This window comes from Candidatus Halobonum tyrrellensis G22 (assembly GCF_000495475.1).
Lineage (GTDB): Archaea > Halobacteriota > Halobacteria > Halobacteriales > Haloferacaceae > Halobonum > Halobonum tyrrellense.
This window is the reverse complement of sequence record NZ_ASGZ01000012.1, coordinates 1-19,739: the sequence shown is the minus strand read 5'-3', so window position 1 is coordinate 19,739 and position 19,739 is coordinate 1. Positions and strand designations below refer to the sequence as shown.

19 protein-coding genes and 1 pseudogene are annotated in these 19,739 nt (G+C 72.0%); 1 reads left to right on the top strand and 19 read right to left on the bottom strand.

The features are described 5' to 3' along the window. Positions 1 to 70: 70 nt before the first annotated feature. From K933_RS04060 to purH, 14 genes and pseudogenes are all read right to left on the bottom strand, one after another. Positions 71 to 1,039: a phosphoadenosine phosphosulfate reductase family protein gene (locus K933_RS04060; protein WP_023393417.1), complete on the bottom strand. Its 969-nt coding sequence runs from the start codon at positions 1,037 to 1,039 to the stop codon at positions 71 to 73. 418 nt (positions 1,040 to 1,457) lie between these two features. Beyond that, entirely contained in the window at positions 1,458 to 1,742 is a 285-nt protein-coding gene (locus K933_RS04055) for a hypothetical protein (RefSeq protein ID WP_023393416.1), read from the bottom strand. A 152-nt stretch (positions 1,743 to 1,894) separates the two neighbouring features. Beyond that, positions 1,895 to 2,168: pseudogene (locus K933_RS18955) on the bottom strand (helix-turn-helix domain-containing protein); the annotation flags it as partial. 148 nt (positions 2,169 to 2,316) lie between these two features. Continuing rightward, on the bottom strand, positions 2,317 to 2,877 hold the full coding sequence (locus K933_RS04045; protein WP_023393414.1) for a DUF7110 family protein: 561 nt from the start codon (positions 2,875 to 2,877) through the stop codon (positions 2,317 to 2,319). An 84-nt stretch (positions 2,878 to 2,961) separates the two neighbouring features. Then, positions 2,962 to 3,321, bottom strand: a complete 360-nt coding sequence (locus K933_RS04040) for a glutaredoxin family protein (RefSeq protein ID WP_023393413.1) — start codon at positions 3,319 to 3,321, stop codon at positions 2,962 to 2,964. 73 nt (positions 3,322 to 3,394) lie between these two features. Further along, positions 3,395 to 4,033, bottom strand: coding sequence for a transcriptional regulator GfcR (gfcR, locus tag K933_RS04035; protein WP_023393412.1), 639 nt, complete (start codon positions 4,031 to 4,033; stop codon positions 3,395 to 3,397). Beyond that, complete coding sequence (locus K933_RS04030) at positions 4,030 to 5,094, bottom strand: glucose 1-dehydrogenase (RefSeq protein WP_023393411.1); 1,065 nt, start codon at positions 5,092 to 5,094, stop codon at positions 4,030 to 4,032. The genes gfcR and K933_RS04030 overlap by 4 nt, the downstream gene beginning before the upstream one ends. 216 nt (positions 5,095 to 5,310) lie before the next feature. Next, positions 5,311 to 6,102 (bottom strand): archaeal proteasome endopeptidase complex subunit alpha, encoded by a 792-nt coding sequence (psmA, locus tag K933_RS04025; protein ID WP_023393410.1) that lies wholly within the window; start codon positions 6,100 to 6,102, stop codon positions 5,311 to 5,313. Positions 6,103 to 6,104: 2 nt separating this feature from the next. After that, positions 6,105 to 6,590, bottom strand: a complete 486-nt coding sequence (locus K933_RS04020) for an Rpp14/Pop5 family protein (RefSeq protein ID WP_023393409.1) — start codon at positions 6,588 to 6,590, stop codon at positions 6,105 to 6,107. A 13-nt stretch (positions 6,591 to 6,603) separates the two neighbouring features. After that, the gene (locus tag K933_RS04015; RefSeq protein ID WP_023393408.1) at positions 6,604 to 7,263 is read right to left on the bottom strand and encodes a class I SAM-dependent methyltransferase; all 660 of its coding nucleotides are present in this window, start codon (positions 7,261 to 7,263) and stop codon (positions 6,604 to 6,606) included. After that, complete coding sequence (locus K933_RS04010; protein WP_023393407.1) at positions 7,244 to 8,035, bottom strand: RNase P subunit p30 family protein; 792 nt, start codon at positions 8,033 to 8,035, stop codon at positions 7,244 to 7,246. The genes K933_RS04015 and K933_RS04010 overlap by 20 nt, the downstream gene beginning before the upstream one ends. Further along, complete coding sequence (gene folP, locus K933_RS04005) at positions 8,028 to 10,517, bottom strand: dihydropteroate synthase (RefSeq protein WP_023393406.1); 2,490 nt, start codon at positions 10,515 to 10,517, stop codon at positions 8,028 to 8,030. The genes K933_RS04010 and folP overlap by 8 nt, the downstream gene beginning before the upstream one ends. Before the next feature lie 152 nt (positions 10,518 to 10,669). After that, entirely contained in the window at positions 10,670 to 11,158 is a 489-nt protein-coding gene (locus K933_RS04000; protein WP_023393405.1) for a universal stress protein, read from the bottom strand. Between the two features lie 306 nt (positions 11,159 to 11,464). Next, entirely contained in the window at positions 11,465 to 13,057 is a 1,593-nt protein-coding gene (purH, locus tag K933_RS03995) for a bifunctional phosphoribosylaminoimidazolecarboxamide formyltransferase/IMP cyclohydrolase (RefSeq protein ID WP_023393404.1), read from the bottom strand. A gap of 169 nt (positions 13,058 to 13,226) precedes the next feature. On the opposite strand from purH, the gene purB reads away from it, so the two are divergent. Then, complete coding sequence (gene purB / locus K933_RS03990; protein WP_023393403.1) at positions 13,227 to 14,639, top strand: adenylosuccinate lyase; 1,413 nt, start codon at positions 13,227 to 13,229, stop codon at positions 14,637 to 14,639. Positions 14,640 to 14,962: 323 nt separating this feature from the next. Here the strand turns inward: purB and K933_RS03985 are convergent, their stop codons facing one another. From K933_RS03985 to lysA, 5 genes are all read right to left on the bottom strand, one after another. After that, complete coding sequence (locus K933_RS03985; protein WP_023393402.1) at positions 14,963 to 15,316, bottom strand: helix-turn-helix transcriptional regulator; 354 nt, start codon at positions 15,314 to 15,316, stop codon at positions 14,963 to 14,965. Positions 15,317 to 15,419: 103 nt separating this feature from the next. Beyond that, positions 15,420 to 16,196: an NRDE family protein gene (locus tag K933_RS03980; RefSeq protein WP_023393401.1), complete on the bottom strand. Its 777-nt coding sequence runs from the start codon at positions 16,194 to 16,196 to the stop codon at positions 15,420 to 15,422. 64 nt (positions 16,197 to 16,260) lie between these two features. Further along, on the bottom strand, positions 16,261 to 17,463 hold the full coding sequence (locus K933_RS03975) for a M20/M25/M40 family metallo-hydrolase (RefSeq protein WP_023393400.1): 1,203 nt from the start codon (positions 17,461 to 17,463) through the stop codon (positions 16,261 to 16,263). Further along, positions 17,460 to 18,446 (bottom strand): diaminopimelate epimerase, encoded by a 987-nt coding sequence (gene dapF, locus K933_RS03970; RefSeq protein WP_023393399.1) that lies wholly within the window; start codon positions 18,444 to 18,446, stop codon positions 17,460 to 17,462. The genes K933_RS03975 and dapF overlap by 4 nt, the downstream gene beginning before the upstream one ends. Then, on the bottom strand, positions 18,443 to 19,739 hold a 1,297-nt coding region (gene lysA, locus K933_RS03965), incomplete at its 5' end, for a diaminopimelate decarboxylase (RefSeq protein ID WP_023393398.1). The genes lysA and dapF, both read right to left, overlap by 4 nt.

Below are 19,739 nucleotides of genomic sequence, written 5' to 3'. Positions count from 1 at the left end.
GGCGGCTGGTCGGTCGACGGTCGCTCGAAAAGAACGGTACGGTCGCCGGAAGGCGGCTACGCGCCCGACTTTACATGTAGCCGAGGTCGCGCAGGCGCTCCATCAAGTCCTCCTTGTCCTGAGCGCGGCCCGCGCGCTCGGTGGTGTTCTCGATGTCCTGGAGCCACGCCGGCTCGTTGTCGGCCTTCTCGGTCGACACCTCGCTGCCGAGCGAGCGGAAGCCGGCGAAGTACTTCGGCGACACCGGGATGTCCTCTTGGGTCAGACCCTCGGGCAGGTCGGTGTCCGACTGCGGGACGTGCCCCTCGGGGTAGCCCTCGACCGTGTCCGGGACGACGAAGTTCCAGAAGACGTCCCACACCGCGCGCTCGTCGAACTGGAGGATCGGCTGGATCCGGTCGTGCGGCGGGTAGATCTCGGGGTCGTGGCGGGGCGAGAAGAACGTCTCGTCGGCGCGCGCCTCCTGTTCGTCCCACCGGACGCCCGAGATGATCCCGTCGATGTCGTACTCCTCGAGCGTGTCGTTGAGCGCGACCGTCTTCAGCAGGTGGTTGCCGACGTACGTGTCGAGCAGGAACGGGAACGTGTCCTCCTCGTACTCCAGCAGGTCGCGGACGTGGTGCTGGTTGTGCTCCGAGAGCTCCGAGACGGGGATGTCGTCGCCGGGTTCGAGGTCGTGTTCCTCGGCGTACGCACCGACGTCCTCGTTGCGCGCGTAGATCACGTCGAGGCCCCACTCGTCGGCCCAGTGGTCGACGAAGTCGTGGATCTCCTCGAAGTGCTGGTAGTGGTCGATGAACACCGTCGGCGGGAGTTCGAGGTCGTGCTGTTCACACACCTCCTTCACGAAGTACAGCGTGAGCGTGGAGTCCTTCCCGCCGGTCCACATCACGGCCGGGTTCTCGTACTGTTCGAGGCCGGTCTTCGTGACCTCGATCGCCTTCTCGATCTTGTGTTCGAGCGACGGGTAGTCCTCGGGGGACTCGCCTTCGCCGTCGCCGTAGTCCACGTCGAGGTACTCTGGGAAGTCCTCTGGCATGTACTAATGAGATATAATTGCCCGATAAAGAATATTGGGGCTTTACTCCCGCGAACTGCCGCGCAGACGCCGGCTACCGTGTACATCGGTCACATGGATCTCGGTGGTGTCGGGGCATCCCCACGACCCGGCGGATCGCTGGTCGTCCGGTCTCGAAGCGGCGGTAGCTCCGACCGATCGCGGGTATCGACGGCCTACGTTCGGTGATCGATCGCTGCGCGTCGGTTTTCCGGGTTGGCGGGGTGGCGACTCGACGGCCGGAAGATGGCCACCAGCCGTCACACTCGGGAGCGAGTGGCCGCTCCGCGCACGCCGAGTCGACGCCGATTGCTTCGACGCGGGAGAGTCGCGCGCGTCGACCGGCCGGTAGCGGGTGGGGCGCGGCGGAGTCGGGGACCGCGACCCGACTCACCGGCGCTCACGTCTGGCTCTGGTAGAAGAGAACCGCGATCGCCAGCCCGACGAACACGTCGGGGAGGAAGACGAACGGGCCGATGCCCGGCCGCAGCGGGAACCCGAAGAGGACGGGGACGTACGGGTTCGACGTGACCGCATACAGCAGGAGCGCGACGCTCAACACGAGCATGCTCCGCGTGTACTTGTTCGGCAGGTCGCGGTAGAGACCGGCGTACGTCGCCGTCAGCGCCACCAGCATGACGAGGGTGAACGTCGTGACGAACAGTTCGACCCGGATGAGGAGCACCAGCAGTTCCGGCGGTGGTCCGCCCGGCGGGAACGGGAACAGTTCGAGCGCGGCGGCGGCGACGCCGACGAGGACCGCCGCGCCGGTGACGAGCGCCGTCTTGGCGAGCGCGGAGCGTTCACGTATCGTGACGTATCCCCGCTGTCGCTGAGGTCGATGTCGGCCTGGTCGGCCACCTCGTCGAGGACGTCGAGGTTCCGGGTCATCCGGTCGGTCAGGAAGTACATCTTCCCGTAGTCGTCGCCCTGCGTCGTGAGGACGGCGCTCTCCTCGAGCACTTCGAGGTGGTGCTGGACCGTCTTGTAGTTCAAGTCGAGTTCCTCGGCGAGTTGGTTCGTGTTCATCGGGCGCTCCTGGAGCGTGCGGACGATACGGAGGCGGTTCCGGCCGCCCCGCGCCGATAAGCCACCAGAGCACCTGCCGCATCGGGTAACTACCCACCTAAGAGACGGAGATAGGTTCTGAGTTCCGGTGTTCCCGGAGGCGCTGCCGCTCCGAGGGCGGCTGCTGTCGAGTGACCGACGTGATAGACGTGGCCGACGGCGAGGAGACGATCCGACGGGTCGCGGCGACGTTAGCTGATGAACTTGTTGTCGCGCCAGTTGACGCCGCCGTCGCCGCCGTTCTGGCGCGGACTCTCGACGACTTCGACGCTGGCGGGGCGTTCCTCACCCTCGACGATCCGGTGGGCGCGGAGTTCGCCGTCCACCTCGGTGATCGCGGTGAGCGTCCCCTTCTCCGACAGCAGCGCGATCTCGCGGAGCACCTCGAACATGGGGAACTGGAGCGCGGTGTTCTGGAGCACCGTCTCGCGGTCGCCCTTGAAACAGGCGAACTCCACGAGTTCGCTCGGAATCTCCTCCTCCTCCTCTTGCATCCACCCGCCGCCCGTCTTCGGCGGCTCCTCCTCGTAGACGCGCGTCTCCGAGACGCTCGCCTTCAACTGGGCGGTGGGGGTGTACTTGCTGATCTCCTCGTCGGAGGAGACGGCCTTGATGATGAGCGTGTTGTTCCGTCGGGTGATGTCGATGTCGTCTATCTTGTCCGGGAGCTTCGGGTTCGAATCGAAGTGGTCTTGTACGTCCTCAAGTGGCAGTTCGAGCGTCGAGTGAAGTCGGTATACACGGCCTGACATGGTGGGTGTGGGAGTCGGACTGGATTTTCTGCGTGACGCCCGCTTAGCGGGTTATACGTGCCCTGTGCTTATATTAGCTCTGCCCTACGCGGGCGTCTCGTCGGCGCCAGCGAGGGCGTCGCCGAGTTCCCCCCGCTCGTCGAGTTCCGCGAGGATGTCGCTCCCCCCGACGAACTCGCCGTCGACGTACGTCTGCGGGATGGTCTCCCAGCCGCTGTGCTCGGAGAGCGCCGCCCGGAACGACTCCAGCGCGGGCAGGGTGTCGACCGTCTCGAACTCGTCGACGTGTCCGGAGATCAGTTCGAGCGCGCGCTTCGAGTAGCCGCACTGGGGCATCAACTGGTTGCCCTTCATGAACAGCACGACGTCGTTGTCCTCGATGGCGGTGTCGACGCGCTCTCGAACCTCATCGTCGGAGAGGTCGCTTCCGGGCTGGAACGTCATGGGTATACTACGGGCGGACGCCTTGAAAGGGGTTGCGCCGTCGGTGGACGCCGACCGGCGGTCACCCGACCGCTCACTCGCGCCCGACGCCGACGACCGTGATGAGCGAGTGGACCGGGACGCCGGCCACCTCGTCGAGTCCCTGCTTGTCGACGATGACCGCGCAGGCGACGGGATTACCCCCCTCCTCTTGGACCGCCTCGACCGTCTCCGTCAGCGTCGTCCCCGAGGTGACGGTGTCGTCGACGACGAAACAGTCCCGGTCGCGGATCGGCGCGAAGTTGCGCGAGAACCCGCCGCCGCGCTCGTCGATGTCGCCCTCGTTCCACTGGTGTTTCGCGGGCGCGTACGCCGCGAGGTCCGTGTCGAGTTCCCGGGCGATCGTCGTCGCCAGCGGCGTGCCCGCCTTCTCGATGCCGACCGTCAGGTCGACGTCCGCCCCCTCGTCGACGAGCAGGTCCGCCATCGCGCGCCCGATGTGGGTGAGCCGGGTGCTGTCGCGCCCGATGGCGTTCCAGTCGACGTGGATGTCCTGCGGCCCGCTGGGCACCCCTCCGACGCCCGAAGTGGGACCCGCCTCGGCCCCCGCGCGGTCGACCAGCCACGACGCCGTCTCCCGGGAGACGTTGAGTTCGTCCGCGATCTCCCCCTTCGACAGGCCCCGCTCGGCCAACTCGGTGGCGTCCTCAATGAGGTCGTCGACGTTCTTCATCGCGTCGAGAGTTCCACGGCCGTCTTGATAGTGGTGTCGTCATCCGCGAACGCGCGCTCGAACTCGTCGAGCCCGTACACCCCGGTCACCAACTCGTCGAGGAACCCCTCGGGCAGGTCCGCGAGCGTGTCGACCGCCCGCTCGAAGTGGCTCACGTTGGAGTTGACCGACCCGACGAGCGCCTTGTTGTGGAGGACGAGTTCGCGGTGGAACGCGCCGGCGTCCACCTCGATCTCCCACGGGTCCGGCACGCCCAACAGCACCGCCACGCCGTTGGGCGCGAGCGCGTGGACGGCGTCGAGCGCGTGCCGGGCGTACCCCGTCGCCTCGTACACCAGGTCCATCCCCTCGTAGGCGTCGGCCACCTCGGCGACGGGCGTCTCCCGCGAGTCGACGTACGTCGCCCCCAACTCCTCGATCAGGTCGACCGTCGGGTCGGGCCGGTCGCGCCGGCCCAGACAGTACGTCCGGTCGACGCCCTCCGACACCATGGCGAGGGTGAGCAGTCCCAGGCTGCCGTTGCCCAACACGAGCGCCGACTCGGGCGTCCACTCGAACGCCGAGCGCGCGGCGCGCGCGTGTTCGAGCGCCTTCTCCGTGATCGATATCGGCTCGACCAGAAAGCCCAGGTCGGCCGCCTCGTCGGGGACCGGGACCAGGTACTCGGCGGGGCTGGTGACGTACTCGGCCATGAACCCGTGTGCGCCCACGATGCCGCGCTCGTGGTACTGGCCGTCGGGCGCCATGTCGGGTTCGCCGCGCGCGAAGTAGTCGTTCCCGCCGGGGTTCGGCGGCCGGCGCACCGTCGGGACGACGACCTGTCCCTCGTCGAGGTCGGTCCCGTTCGCGTCGGCGACGACGCCGACCGCCTCGTGGCCGAGCACCAGGTAGTCGTCGTCCGCGGGGAACCCGCCGTGACCCCCCGCGAGCACCTCGTGGTCGGTCCCGTCGACGCCGACCCGCAGCACCCGAACCAGCGCCTCGCCCGCCGCGGGTTCGGGCCGGGGTACGTCGACCAGCGTCGGTGTCGTCTCCCCCCGTCGCACCGCGATAGCGTCCATGAACACCGGTGGGCGTCCGTCGGCAAAAGGTTTATTCTACGCCGAGTAAAGATCCGACCGTCGGTGGGCGCGTCGCGTCCAGCCCACGTCGTCGACCCCCACCGCGTTTTTCGGCCGGCCGCTCCCCGCCCAGCCACGGCTGTGTCGGGTGGTTCCGGGCGGGAAAAGCGGCGTCGCGACGCGAGACGGCACGCGCCGGGAGACAGCGGGTCGGGGTTACTGCTCGCCCGACTGGTCGTCGCCGCCGTCGTCGCTCCCCGCCTCGTCGCCGGAGGCGAGCAGGTCGAACTCGTCGAGGTAGCCCTCGACGCTGGCGGCGTCGTGGTCGTGGTACTCCGGGTCGTCGGCGTCAATGGTGGCGAGACCGACCCCCTGGGGGGTGAGCCCCTCGTCGTCGTCGCCCGTCTCCGCGAGCGCGCCCAACGCGAGTTCGATACCCGCGTCGAGCGACAGCTCCTCGTCGTACCCCTCCTCGAGGTACTCGCGGACGTCCGTCCGGTTGGCGCCGATGGAGAGCGCCTTCCACTCGTAGGGAGTGCCGGAGGGGTCCGTCTCGAACAGGCGGGGCTCGCCGTCCTCGACGCCGCCGATGATGAGCGCGACGCCGAACGGCCGCGCGCCGCCGACCTGCGTGTACTGCTGGATGTGGTCGGTCACCGTCTTCGTCAGCGTCTCGATGCCCATCGCCTCGCCGTAGCGGAGGCGGTTCACCTGCGCCTGCCGACGCGCGAAGTCGATGAGCTGGCGCGCGTCGGCGACGTGGCCGGCGCTCGCGATGCCGATGTGGTCGTCGACCTTGTGGAGCTTCTCGACGGACTCCGGCTCCATCAGCGGCGAGCGCGACTGCTTGTCCGCGGCCAACACCACGCCGTCGGCCGTCCGGACCCCGATGCTCGCCGTCCCGCGTTTGACCGCCTCGCGCGCGTACTCGACCTGGTAGAGGCGACCGTCCGGGGAGAAGATAGTGATACCCCGGTCGTACGCCTGCTGTTGGGCTTGTCCCTGCATTGTTATGTATCGGAGATGTCGGCGTCCGTCGCGCCCACGAACCCCGACGGCGTCTCGATATCCACCGCGCCGTCGCGCGCGTGGCCCCGCCGTCGATCGGTCCCGAACACGACGTCTCTCTCGTCACGGATTCCGCCCGCGCGTCCTAAATACCTTTCCTCACACGCCCGGATCGTCCCCGAGACTCCCCGCACGCGGAGTCCGACCGGCGTCCCGTCCACCGCGTCGAGACACGCGAGCGCCGCCCGCGTCGCGTCCACCTCGTCGCGGCGCGCGCGCACCGCCGCCTCGCCCGCGCCCGCCGCGTGCGAAAAGCGGACCACCGTCACGTCGGCGTCGGCGCTGCCGGCGTCCCCCAGCAGGTTCTGGGCGGCGTACCACGCCTCCCGCTGGAACGCCCCCCGCGAGAGGCTCGCACCCGGCCACGTCTCGATGCCGACCGCGAGGTAGCGCCACCGGGGGCGGACGTGCTTCGGGAGGTGTTTCACTGGCTCCCCCGGCTCACTCGGCGCGCCCGTCGTCCGGGAGTCGCTCGGCCGTGATCACGCCGACCTGGTCGTGGACGCGGTCGACGTGCGTGACGGCGTAGCCGACCGACGTGAACATCTCGACCAGCGACCCGACCGTCGAGGGGTCGTCCACGCCGGGACCGTAGAACGGCTCGTCGGGGTCGGGCGACCCGAAGAACATCACGTCGCCGAGGACGATCCGACGCGGCCCGGGCGCGGTGAACCGCGCGTCGCTGCCGCCGCCGTCGAGTCCCGCCATCGTCTCGATCGCCTCCCGTTTCTCCGCCTCCCCGAGGTGGTGGAGCGCGAAGTTGGAGACGACGACGTTCGCCACGCCGTCGTAGTCGGGGTCGCGGAACTCGCCGTAGCCGAACTCGACGTTCTCCAGCCCCCGCTCGTCGGCCTTCTCTCTCGCGCGGTCGAGCATCCCGTCGCTGATGTCGCGGCCGACCACCCGCTCCGCCTCCGCGGCGAGTGCGAGCGCGATGGCGCCCGTCCCACATCCCACGTCGAGCACCGTGTCGGTCGCGCTCGGCGCGGCGCGTTCGATCACCAGGCTCGCGCACGCCTCGTACTCGGGCGTCTTGTCGTCGTCGTACGAGTCGGCGATCTCCGAGAACCGCTCGGCGTGCTCATCGATCGTCTTCTTCACACCCTCCCAGTCGGACCCCCGGGGAGATGAACGAATCGGACTGACGCTCGCGGTTGCGCGCCGCGAGCCGTCCCCACTCCGCGAGTCCCGCCCGCACCGCGTCGGCGGGGAACCCCACCGCCTCCCCCACCGCGACGAGGTCCCGCGGCGCGCGGAGTTCGAGGTGGGAGGCGGGCCGACCGCTCACGACGAACGGCGCGTCGTACTGAAAGACGAGTTCGCGTAGCTTCCGCAGCCCCTTGAGCGCCTTCACGCGCCGGCCGCCCGACGCCCGGAGCACGGGTCCGAAGTCGAACTCGACGCGGGTGCCGTGGGTCGCGGCCGCCTTCGCGAGCACGTGGTTGAAGTCGCCGTCGCCCGCCATCGGCCGCGCGAGCACGTCCACGCGGTCCTGCTCGACCGCGAACCGGTTGAGCGCGTCCGTCCCGCCGCGCACCGACAGGAGAGGGAACTCGGGTCGGAAGTTGCCGACGCTCCCGCTCGCGGAGTCGGGCGCGTCCGCGGCGATCTCCACCGCCGGCACCACGTCGACGCCGTACCGCGATTCGAGCGCGTCGGCGTCGAACTCGGCCCCACGCGTCCGGACGACGACGCCGCCGAAACCGTACTCGCGGGCGGCGCGGACGTACCGCGAGACGGTGGCGTCGCCCTCGGGGTGGGCCGTCACCGCCTCGTACGGCGGGTGGCTCGTCCCGCCGTCGTCGCTCGCGTCGTCGGTCCCGGCCGCGTCGCTGACGCCGTCGGTCCCGTCCGCGCCCGGTCCGTCACTCATCCTCGCCCGTGCCCGGCGGGTCGAACCCCTCGGGGTCGGCCGCGGCCGCCGCGACCCGGACCGCCCGAACGTTCTCCGCGGCGTCGTGGACGCGGACGATGTCGGCGCCGTTGGCGGCCGCGAGCGCGGTCGCCGCCACCGTCTCCGGGCCGGCGTCGCCGCCCTCGCCGCCGACGAGTTCGAACATCGACTTGTGGGAGTGGCCGAACAGGACGGGACAGCCCAGCGCGTCGAACTCGCCGAGTCGCCCGAGCATCTCGAAGTTCTCCCGCTTCGACTTGCCGAAGCCGACCCCGGGGTCGACGACCACGTGCTCGCGGGGGACGCCCGCCTTCTCCGCGAGCAGCACTCGCTCGCGCAACTGGTCGATCACGTCGCCGACCACGTCGTCGTACTCCACCCGGGTGTCGGGGTCGACCGGCGCGTCGATGCTGTGCATCACGATCACCGGCACGTCCCGCTCGGCCGCGAGGAATCGCATCTCGGGGTCCTCCAGCCCGGTCACGTCGTTGAGGAGGTCCGCGCCCGCGTCGAGTGCGGCTGCGGCGACCTCGGCCTTCCGGGTGTCGACGGACACCAGCGCGTCCACGCCGGCGATCGCCTCGATCACCGGGACGATCCGCGCGATCTCGTCTTCGACGGCCACCTCCTCGGCGCCGGGCCGGGTGCTCTCGCCGCCCACGTCGACGATGTCGACGCCCGCCTCGACCAACCGTTCGGCCCGCGCGAGTGCGTCCTCGCGGTCGAAGAACTCCCCGCCGTCGTGAAACGAGTCGGGCGTCACGTTGAGCACGCCCATCACCGCGGTCCCCTCCTCCCAGGGGTAGCCGCGGCCCGGCGGGCCGGCGTCGAGACCGGCCGCTCGGCGAACCCGGTCGGCCACGTCCGAGAGCCCGCCCGCCCCGTTCGGTCCGGCCGTCCCGCCCGCGCTCGCGCCGTCGAGGTCGGCGACCAGTCGCCGGAACGCGCCGAGCGTCCCCGTCAGCACCACCTCGTGGAGTTCGCCGCCGCCGTCGAGTCCCGACGTGACGCAGTCGCCGCCGACCGCGGGCATCCGTCGTTCGAGGACGGCCGCCTGCCGCTCGGTCACCCGCGTCTCGACGACGCGGTGGACCGCCTCCTCGCGCGCGCGGTCGACCGCGTCGGGCGGCGCGTTCGCCCCCCGGAGCACGTCGGCGGCGCGTTCGGGGGAGTCGACCGCCTTCGGCGTCGCCGTCCGCGTCCACGCGGTCCGCGCCTCCGCGACGCAGAACAGCGACCCCGCGAGCAGCACGCAGTCGTCGGCGCCGGCGGCGTCGCGGGCGGCCGAGAGCGCGTCCGGGACGCTCGGGTTCGGACGGACGTCCGCGTCGGTCGCGCGCTCGAACACGCGCGCGAGCACCTCGGGGTCCTCCGCGCGGTCGGTCGCGGGCGCGCAGGTCCGGACGGTCTCGGGGTCGGGCAGCGCGGCCGCCATCTCGTCGTGGTCCTTGTCGTGCATCGCGCCGAAGACGAGGTGGAGCGAGTCGAAGTCGAGTTCGTCGAGCGCGGCCGCGAGCGTCGCGCACGCGTCGGGGTTGTGCGCGCCGTCGAGCACGACGAACGGCTCGGTCTCTATCACCTCGAACCGGCCGGGCCAGTGGGCCGACCGGAGTCCGCGCGCGAGCGCCGCGTCGTCGACGCCGACCTGTCGGGCGAGCGCGGCCGCGACGCCCGCGTTGGTGGCCTGGTACGCGCCGAGCAGGGGAAGTCGCGTCTCCACCCGCCAGTCGTCGCCCGCCAGCGAGACGCGCGACTCCTGGTGGGTCACCGCGCCGCCGTACTCGGCGGTCACGTCCGCACCGTCGCCGGGACCGCCGACGGTCACCACCTCGCCCGCCACCTCCCGGACGGTGTCGAGGGCGGCTCCCGTCGTCGCGGTGACCAGCGGCGCGTCTGCGGGCGCGACCTTCGCTTTCGTCGTCGCTATCTCCTCGACGGTGTCGCCGAGCACCGCCGTGTGTTCGAGCGAGACGGTGGTGACGCACGCCGCGACGGGGTCGACGACGCTGGTCGCGTCGAGTTCGCCGCCCATCCCCACCTCCAGGACCGCGACGTCGACGTCCGCCCGCCCGAACCGCCAGACGCCCATCGCGGTCACGACCTCGAAGAACGTGAGCGGCTCGCCGTCGGCCGCGCGCTCGACCAGCCACGGCTTCGCCTCCTCGACGAACGCCGTCACCGCCCGCTCGGGGATCATCCGCCCGTCGACGCGGATCCGCTCGCGGAGGTCCTCGAAGTGCGGCGAGGTGTAGAGACCGACCGTCCGTCCGTCGGCGCGGAGCGTCGACTCCAGCATCCGCGCGACGCTCCCCTTCCCGTTCGACCCCGCCACCTGGACGAACTCGGTGCCCTCGTGGGGGTCGCCGAGGTGGGCGAGCAGGTCGCGCACCGACTCGGTGCCCGGGTCGACCTGAAAGCGACGGAGACCGAAGAGGAAGTTCGCCGCCTCGTAGTACTCCATACGCGCACGGACCGGCGGCCGGGGCTTGAGGCTAACGGAGCGGCACGGCCGGACGACCCACTCGCCTCCCGCCGCCGCGGTGCGCGACGACCCGGTCCCCCCGCCGGGTCACCGCGTCGTCGCGGGCCGACCGCCGCCGGCCGCGTTCCCGTTCAGTCCCGGACGAACGTCACCGGACAGGGCGCGCCGAGCATCACCGACTGGGCGGTGCTGCCGAACAGCGCCTTCCCCGCGGGCGACCGCTCGCGCCCGCCGATCACGACGCGGTCGGCGCCGACGGCATCCGCGATCTCGACGACGGAGTCGCCGCGGTTGCCGACCGCACCGCGGGCCTCGGCCTCGACGCCCTCGGCGGCGAGTCGCTTCTGGACGTCCCGGACGACGGTCATCCGCGCCGCGAGTTCGTCCGCGCCGATGTCGCCGCGGTCGGTGCCGACGACGCGGTCGACGGTGTCGTCGTACGTCGCCGGGTCGAACACGTGCGCGACGACGACCCGCGCGCCCGTCGGACCGGCGACCTCCCGGACCGCCTCGACCAGCGAGTCGACGCGCGCGCCGTCGGTGCCGCCGACCGCCAGCAGGATCGTCTCCAGTTCACTCGTCCCCGTTGCCTCCCCCGTCTCGCTCGCGTTTACGCTCATTACACCTCAACCTACGTGACGGGCGTCCTTAGGCGTTTCTGTGTCTTTACTATGGTTATAGTAATTTTTCATGGGCGGTAGCGGGAGTCTCGCTGTGGGGGCAGTAGCCCACGTCACCGCGAGCGAGGGCCGCCTCCGGCGGCCCGAGCGAGCGGCCCTTTTGGCATCACAGGACCGCTGCGCGGTCCTGTTGGCAGTCGGATTTCTCCGGAATCCGACAGCATGAACGGGTTTTGGCGGGGTGGCTCTCCGCAGCGGCCGGCTCCGCCGGCCGCGAGGAAGCCACCCCGTTAAAAGAGGTTCGTTCTAGGAGTGACGGAAGCTCCGGTCGCCCGTAAAGACCATCGCCATGTCGTGGTCGTCGGCCGCCGCTATCACGTCGTCGTCGTTGACGCTCCCGCCGGGCTGGATCACCGCTCGGATCCCGGCGTCGGCGGCCTCCTCGATGCCGTCGGGGAACGGGAAGAACGCGTCCGACGCCATCACCGCGCCGTCGGCGGACTTCCCCTCGGCGTCCTTCTCCGCCTTCATCGCCGCGAGCGTCACCGCGTCCACGCGGCTCACCTGCCCCATCCCCACCCCGACCGTCTCGGTGCCCGTCGCGAACAGGATGCCGTTCGACTTGACGTGTTTCATGACGCGCCACGCGAACAGCAGCGACTCGTACTCCTCGTCGGTGGGCGAACGCTCCGTGACGACTTCGAGGTCCGCCCGGGTCGGCGACTGGAAGTCGCGCTCCTGAACGAGGCGGCCGCCGACGACGGGTTTCTCGGTGAACCGCTCGCCGTACCGGTCGTCGCCCTCGCCCAACTCGCCCACGTCGAGCACCCGGAGGTTCGACTTCTCCGAGAGCGTCGCGAGCGCGTCGTCGGTGTAGCCGGGCGCGACCACCACCTCCTTGAACGAGTCGGCCACCCGCTCGGCCGTCTCGGCGTCGCACTCGCGGTTGAGCGCGACGATGCCGCCGAACGCCGACTTGGCGTCCGTCGAGAGCGCGTCGGCGTACGCGTCGGCGAGCGTCGCCGCCGTCGCACAGCCCGCGGGGTTGGTGTGTTTGATCACCGCGGCCGCGGGGTCGTCGAACTCCTTGACCAGGTTCAACGCGGCGTCGGCGTCGTTGTAGTTGTTGTACGACAGCGCCTTCGCCCCCTCGTTCAACTGCTCGGCGTCGACGACGTTCGCCTCCGTCGCCGTCGTGTCGGCGTACAGCGCGGCGTCCTGGTGGGGGTTCTCGCCGTACCGAAGCTCCCGCACCCGGTCCTCGCTGGTCGTCCGGCGCGCGGGCAGGTCGCCGCCCTCGTCGCCGTCGACGCGGACGGTCTCGGCGGCCTCGTCCACCTCGACGCGGCCCTCCGCGAACGCTGCCACCGCGCGGGGGTACGCGCGGAACTCCGCCTCGTGGAGCACGCGCTCCTTCAGCGACGCCTCGTCGTCGCCCTCGTAGACGGGGACCGCCTCCTGGGTGACGATGGGGCCGCCGTCGACGTCCTCGGTGACGACGTGGACGGTACAGCCGGTCTGTTTGACGCCCGCGTCGAGCACCCGCTCGTGGGCGTTCCGCCCCTTGAACGACGGCAGCAGCGACGGGTGGACGTTGAGCGTCGTCGGCGTCGTGTCGATGAACTCGTCGGTGAGCACGCGCATGTACCCGTCGAGACAGACCAGGTCGACGTCGTACGCCGACAGCGCCTCCACCACGCGCGCCTCGTGGGCCTCGCGCTCCTCGTCCTCGTCGCGTTGGACCACCTCGGTCGGAATGCCGCGCTCGGCTGCCGCCTCCAGCACCGGCGCGTCGGCGTCGTTCGTGAGCACCACCGCCAACTCGGCCCCGCCGGGGGCGCGGTCCGCGATGGCCAGGAGGTTCCGCCCGCGGTTGCTCGCCATGCCGGCTACCTGCATACGCGACCGCTCCCGCGCCGACGGAAAAACGGTTGCGGTCCGGCCCGCGGGCGTATGCATCCACGTGGATACGGATGCCGTCGAAGTGCGCTGACACCCGCGAGAGTATGCAAGCTCGTGGCCAGACGCGACCGGAACGACTTTCCCCGCCGCGGCGGCATCGGCGGGCGTGAACCTCCCCCGCGACGACCCGCTCGCGGCCGTCTCGCCGCTCGACGGCCGGTACGCGAGTCGGACGGAGCCGCTGGTCCCGTACGCGAGCGAGGCGGCGCTCGTCCGCGCGCGCGTCCGCGTCGAAGTCGAGTACCTGTGTGCGCTCGCCGAGGCCGACGGCGTCGACCTGACGCTCTCGGAGGCCGAGCGCTCGGACCTCCGCGACTGTTACGAGTCGTTCGGCGCCGACGACGCCCGCCTGGTCAAGCGGTTGGAGACCGAGGGCGCCGAGGGGTACGACGCCACCAACCACGACGTGAAGGCGGTCGAGTACTTCCTCCGAACCCGGAGCCCCGAGCGGGTCCACCCGTGGATCCACTTCGGGCTGACCAGCGAGGACGTGAACAACCTCGCACAGCGCCTGCTCGTCGGGCCCGCCGTCGAGTCGGTGCTGGTGCCCGCGCTGCGGGAGGTGCGCGACGCCCTGACCGCGATGGCGCGGGAGCACCGCGACCTGCCGATGCTCGCGCGGACGCACGGTCAGCCCGCGACGCCGACGACGTTCGGCAAGGAGGCGGCGGTGTACGCCGCCCGCCTCGGCCGCGCGCTCGGGCGGGTGTCGGAGGCGACCGACGGCCTCTCGGGCAAACTCGCGGGCGCGTCGGGCACGTACGCCGCCCATCGCGCCGCCTACCCCGACGTGGACTGGCGCGGGTTCTCGGCGTCGTTCGTCCGGTCGCTCGGGCTGGAGCACACGCCGCTGTCGACGCAGGTCAATCCGTGTGACGACCTCGCGGCCCTCTTCGACGCGCTCCGGGGGGCGAACAACGTCCTCCTCGACTGCGACCGCGACATGTGGCTGTACGTCTCCGACCGCTATCTGGGACAGGAGACCGTCGACGGCGAGACGGGGTCGTCGACGATGCCCCACAAGGTGAACCCCATCGACTTCGAGAACAGCGAGGGGAACCTCTCGAAGGCCAACTCGGATCTCACGTTCCTCGCGGACTACGTCACCACCTCGCGGCTCCAGCGGGACCTCTCGGACTCGACGGTCAAACGGAACGTCGGCGCGGCGCTCGCCCACTGTCTGATCGGCTACACCAAGACCGACGCGGGGCTCTCGAAGGTGACGCCGAACGAGCGCGTCATGCGCGACGACCTCGAATCCAACCCCGAAGTGATCGGCGAGGCGGTCCAGACCGTCCTCCGACGGGAGGGCGACACCGACGCCTACGAGCGCGTGAAGCAACTGACGAGGGGGAGCCGCACGACGCTCGACGACTTCCGCGACCTGTTCGCGGAGTTGGACGTCTCCGAGTCGGTGCGGGAGGAGTTGAACGCGCTCACCCCCGCGACGTACGTGGGCTACGGCGGCGAACTCGTGGACGAGTTGGACGAACCGGAGGAACGCGACGGCGCGAACTGACACGCCGAGCGATGCTCGCCGACTCCCCGCCGGGACGTCGGGGGAGTCCGACGCGGCGACCCGAACCGCCGACACGCAACGACCCCGACCGCCGACACGCGGCGACCCGCCCGACCGGCGCGAGTGGGACCGGAAGGGGCCGCGTCGTGCGCGACGGCGGACGAACCGAGCACCGGAGCACGAGCGAACGCGAGCGAGCGAGGCACGCAGCGAGTCCCCCGAGCGCACGACGCGGGGGCTTCCGAGGCGGTTCGGTCGCTGTCGCTGCGGCGGCGAGCGGTCGGGAGAACCGGCGGACCAACGGCGTAGCGGTCGGCGAGAGCTCAGTACTCCTCGTACGCGAGGTTCATCAGCCACTGGGTGAACGCGTCGCCGTTGGGGTCTATCTCCTCCTCGCCGATGAACGGCGAGAGCATGTCCCCCGCCATCAGCAGCGAGAAGTCGAGGTCGGCGGCGGTGGGCTGGAGCAGGTAGGTGTTGTGGCCGTCGTACACCGCGTCCTCGCGTTCGATCAGGTCGAGTTCGTGGAGTTTGTCCGCGATGCGGCTGCCCTTCCGCGAGGAGACGTCGAGCTCCTTCCAGAAGTCGCTCTGGTGGATACCGCCCGACTGGCGGACGAGTTCCAGCCCCGCCCGTTCGTCGTCGGAGAGGTCGGCTTCGAGGTCCGAGACGCTCATACCCGACCTCTGGGGGCGGCGCCCGTTTAACTTTCGCCTTCCGGTTCGTCGTCCGTCCGGCTCTCGCGGGCCGGGCCGCCGCTCCGGTCGCCGTCGGCGACCGCTACGTCGCTCCGCCGCCGTCGCCCGCGCCGTCGTCGTCGACGACCACCTCGTACGCCGTCTCGCAGGGCGGCCCGTCGGCGAACTCGTAGCGCCGCCGGCCGCCAGTTCCCAACAGGAGCAGCGACGACGAGCGGGTGCCGTACCCGCGGTCGGTGTGGACGCAGACGCCGAACTCGTGATCGCCGAGCGCGTCGCCCGCCCGCGCCAACCACGGCTCCGCCGTCTCGCCGGGTTCGGGTCGCAGGGCGTCGAGCAGGCGACGGGCGTCGTGCGCCTCCTCGGGACCGGCCTCCGGCCGGCCGGCCGGCTCGAAGTACGTGCCGTCGTGGCCCACGTTCCCCACCACGTGCACCCCGGGGTCGAAGTTCGTCACCGACAGGTGGCCGTCCCACTCCAGCAACAGGGCCGCGTTCGCGTCCGCGAGCACGAGGTTGAACCCGTCGTACTCGTACTCGCGACACGACTCCTCGACCAGGCGCGCGGCGTCCTCCGCGGAGTCGGCGCGGAGGCAGTCGCGGACGAGCAGCCCGCGCGAGCGCTCGGCCGCCAGCCCCTCCACCCATCGGTTGGTGACGCCGGCGAACAGCCCCGACGGGGACTCGGTGTCGGCGTACCCCACCCACGTCCCGCCGGCCTCGGCGTCGCGGGGCGCGACGACCCCCGGTTCCAACTCGGCGGGCGGGTCGGAGGGGCGGTCGACCGCCTCGTCGCGGTTGGCCGCGACGACGACCGGCGCGTCGGCGAAGGCGCGCCACGCGAGGACGAGCGTACACATGGCTCCCGGCTACGGCGGGCAACGGGAAAAGGGGTCGCAGTCGCGGCCCGGAAGCGGGGTCCCGTCAGTCGAGCAGTCGACCGACGGCGTCGGTGACCGCCGTCGCCGCGGTCCGCACCCGGTCGACCCGGACGTACTCGCGGTCGCTGTGGGCGACGCCGCCCTCGTCGTCCGCGAGGTGGCCCGGTCCGAACACGACGGTCGGAGCGGGTGCGAAGTACGACGCCTCCGTCGCCGCGCCGAACGGCCGGACCGCGCCGTCGCCGCTGTCGCCGCCCGCGTCGGTCCCCTCGTGCGCGCGGTTCGTCCCGTCGGGCGCGTCGTTCGTCCCGTCGCCGCCGCGACCCGCCTCGCGCGCCGCCGCCGACACCGCCCGGACCAGTTCGTGCTCCGGGTCGGTGTCGAACGCTTCGAGGAACGGCGTCTCCCGGTCGGTCAGGTCGAAGCTCACCCCCACCGCGTCGGGAACCGCCCCGCGGACCGCGGCGGCGAGCGACTCCGCGAACCCGTCGGCGGTCTCGGGCGGCACCGACCGGCGGTCGAGCGTCACCCGGGCCTCGGCGGGCACCTGGTTCGACGCCTCGCCGCCCGCGACCCGAGTGGGGACGAGCGTCGGCGCGCCGAGTCTGGGGTGGGGGTCGCGCCCGTCGTCGAACCCGCGGACCGCCGCGAGCGCCCCCTCCAACGCCGCGACGGCGTTCGCGCCCGAGTCGGGCTGGGAGGCGTGTGCGGCGCTCCCCCGGAGGGTGAGAGTCCCCTCGAACCGCCCGCGGGCGGCGGTACAGACGTCGCAGTCGGTCGGCTCGCCGACGACGTAGGCGTCGCCCTCGACCGGGTCGACCCCGCCCGTCCCGCGGACCAGCGCGTCCGCGCCCGCCGAACTGGTCTCCTCGTCGGGCGTCACCGCGAGCGTCAGCCGGCCGCGCGCCGGCTCCGTCGCCAGAAACGCCGCGACCAGCGCCGCGAGCGGCCCCTTCGCGTCACAGGACCCGCGCCCCCTGATCACCCCGCCGTCGCGTTCGAACGGGACGTGCGGGGGCACCGTGTCGACGTGCGTGTTGAGCACGAGGTGCGGGCCGTCGGCGTCGCCCGCGCGAGTCGCGCGGACGTTGCCGGCGGCGTCGACCCGCGGCTCCGCGCCGTGTTCGCGCAGGCTGTCGACCAGCAGGTCGCGCATCGTCCCGGGCGACTCGTGCGACTCGACGCGGACCGCCTCTTCGAGGAACGCGACCGGGTCGAACGCCGCGGACCCCGCCGTACCGCTCATCGAGGGTCGGCCTCCAACTCGCCCGCGAACTCGCGTGTCGCCGGGCCGGTGAGCGTCGCCGGTCCCCCCGCGGGCACCGTCACCCGGAGGTCGCCGCCCGGCGGCGAGACGCGGAGCGACGCGCCGTCGGTCAGCCCGAGGCGGCGCGCGACGGCGACCACCGCCACCGCGCCGGTGCCGCACGCGCGTGTCTCGCCTTCGACACCGCGCTCGTACGTCCGCTGGCGGAACGCGACGGGGGCGTCGTCGGCGCCGTCCGCGGCGTCGGCGTCCGCCGCGTCCGCTCCGCTCGCGCCCGCCGCGTCCGTCCGCTCGTCGTCGCCGTCGTCGCCGTCGTCGGCGACGGACGCGAGCGTCACGTTCGCGCCCTCGGGGAACACGTCCGCGTGTCGGACCGGCGGCGCGACCGCATCGAGGTCGACCGCGTTCACGTCGTCGACGAACGCGACGGCGTGCGGGACGCCCGTGTTCACCGCGGTCACGGTCAGCCCCTCCACGTTCTCCTCCACGAGCGGTTCGCCGACCGCCTCCGACAGCGGGACCCGCTCGGGGTCGAACGACGGCCGCCCCATCTCCACCTCGACGGTCGCCGGGTCGGCCGCGCCCGCGCCGGGGTCGGTCACCGTCGCGCGCCGGTCGCCCGCCGGCGTGTCGAGTACGACCCGCCGTGCGCCGCAGTCGCGGGTCGCCCACAGCGCGGCACAGCGCGCGCCGTTGCCGCACATCTCCGCGATGGAGCCGTCGGGTTGGACCAGCGTCATCGGCACGCGCGGCGGCGTCGCCTCGGCGTCGAGCGAGAGGAACAACACGCCGTCCGCGCCGCGCCGGCCCTCGGACCGCTCGCCCGCGCGGACCCCCGTCTCGCGGTCGCAGTGGGCCGCCGCGAACGCCGCCCGGTCGGGCACGTCCGCGTCCGCCCGGACCACGAGGAAGTCGTTGCCCGTGCCGTGGTACTTCTCGAACGGGACGCGCGGGACGCTCACCGCTCACCCCCCGGCCCGTCGCCGTCGGCTCCCGCCGCGGGTTCCAGCCGCGTGAGGTCGGCGAGCGCCTCCCGTTCGCGGAGCACCGTCCCGTCGGGGGTCACGTCCGCGGGCCGCGGGCGGGAGTTGTACGTCGACGCCATCTCGTAGCCGTACGCCCCCGCGTTGCCGACGGCGAGGAGGTCCCCCCGCTCGGGCGACGGCAGCGGGCGGTCCTCGCAGAACGTGTCGCCGCTCTCACAGACCGGTCCCGCGACGGTGACCGGCAGTTCCTCGCGCGCGTCGGCGTCGGGCGCGAGCGAGCCGACGGGGTGGTACGCGCCGTACATCGCGGGGCGGAGCAGGTCAGTCATGCCCGCGTCGACGCCCGCGACGAGCGACTCGCGCGCCTCCTTCACCGTGTTCACGCGAGTCACGAGGACGCCCGCGTCGGCGACGACGTACCGCCCGGGTTCGACCGCCAGCCGGGCGTCCACGTCGCCGAGGGCGTCCCGCGTCGCCGCCGCCACCGCCTCCAGGTCGAGCGGGTCGTCCGTCTCGCGGTACGGGACGCCGAACCCGCCGCCGACGTCGACGTACTCCAACTCGCCCACGTCGCGAGCCAACTCGCCCATCCGCGCGACGAACTCGCGGTGTGCCTGCAGGTCCGCCTCGCCGTGGATGCCCGACCCCGCGTGGGCGTGTACGCCGACCACGTCGAACCCCTCGCGGGCGTCCGCGACGAGTTCGGCCGCGCGCTCTATCGGCACGCCGAACTTCGCGGCCGCGCCGGTCCGCACCTTCTCGTGGTGGCCCGCGCCGACGCCGGGGTTGACCCGGACGCAGACCCGGCCGTCGTACCCCCGTTCGCGCAGCCTGTCGAGCGTGTCGCGCGCGCCGACCGTCACCGTCAGGGCCGGGTGGTCGCCCCACCACGACACGACGGAGTCGAGGTCGCGTGCGGGCGGGTTGACCGCGGTGTAGTGGAGTCGCTCGCCCGAAAACCCGGCGTCGAGCGCCCGTCGGAGTTCGCCCGCCGACGCGCACTCGGCGTCGAGTCCCGCCTCGCGCACCGTCCCGAGCACCGCGCGCGCGGTGTTCGCCTTCACCGCGTAGCGCACGTCGGCGTCGGGGAACGCCGCGCGGAGGCGCGCGCAGTTCTCCCGCACGCGCTCGGGGTCGGTGACGTACAGCGGCGTGCCGTGGTCGGCCGCGCGGTCCCGGAGGGTCGCCGCGTCCCACTCGTCGAGTCGGCGGACCGCTCGCCCGCCGTCGCGGTCGGCCGCGTCGCCGCGCCGCTCGCTCCCGTCGGCG

Excerpts from the sequence above, each read along its gene's own strand:
- K933_RS04010 (WP_023393407.1), bottom strand. The coding sequence starts at position 8,035 with ATGAGTGACGGACCGGGCGCGGACGGGACCGACGGCGTCAGCGACGCG.
- K933_RS04000 (WP_023393405.1), bottom strand. The coding sequence starts at position 11,158 with ATGAGCGTAAACGCGAGCGAGACGGGGGAGGCAACGGGGACGAGTGAA.
- folP (WP_023393406.1), bottom strand. The coding sequence starts at position 10,517 with ATGGAGTACTACGAGGCGGCGAACTTCCTCTTCGGTCTCCGTCGCTTT.
- K933_RS03975 (WP_023393400.1), bottom strand. The coding sequence starts at position 17,463 with ATGAGCGGTACGGCGGGGTCCGCGGCGTTCGACCCGGTCGCGTTCCTC.
- K933_RS04030 (WP_023393411.1), bottom strand. The coding sequence starts at position 5,094 with ATGGACGCTATCGCGGTGCGACGGGGGGAGACGACACCGACGCTGGTC.
- purH (WP_023393404.1), bottom strand. The coding sequence starts at position 13,057 with ATGCAGGTAGCCGGCATGGCGAGCAACCGCGGGCGGAACCTCCTGGCC.
- psmA (WP_023393410.1), bottom strand. The coding sequence starts at position 6,102 with ATGCAGGGACAAGCCCAACAGCAGGCGTACGACCGGGGTATCACTATC.
- K933_RS03985 (WP_023393402.1), bottom strand. The coding sequence starts at position 15,316 with ATGAGCGTCTCGGACCTCGAAGCCGACCTCTCCGACGACGAACGGGCG.
- gfcR (WP_023393412.1), bottom strand. The coding sequence starts at position 4,033 with ATGAAGAACGTCGACGACCTCATTGAGGACGCCACCGAGTTGGCCGAG.
- K933_RS04040 (WP_023393413.1), bottom strand. The coding sequence starts at position 3,321 with ATGACGTTCCAGCCCGGAAGCGACCTCTCCGACGATGAGGTTCGAGAG.
- K933_RS04060 (WP_023393417.1), bottom strand. The coding sequence starts at position 1,039 with ATGCCAGAGGACTTCCCAGAGTACCTCGACGTGGACTACGGCGACGGC.
- K933_RS03980 (WP_023393401.1), bottom strand. The coding sequence starts at position 16,196 with ATGTGTACGCTCGTCCTCGCGTGGCGCGCCTTCGCCGACGCGCCGGTC.
- K933_RS04045 (WP_023393414.1), bottom strand. The coding sequence starts at position 2,877 with ATGTCAGGCCGTGTATACCGACTTCACTCGACGCTCGAACTGCCACTT.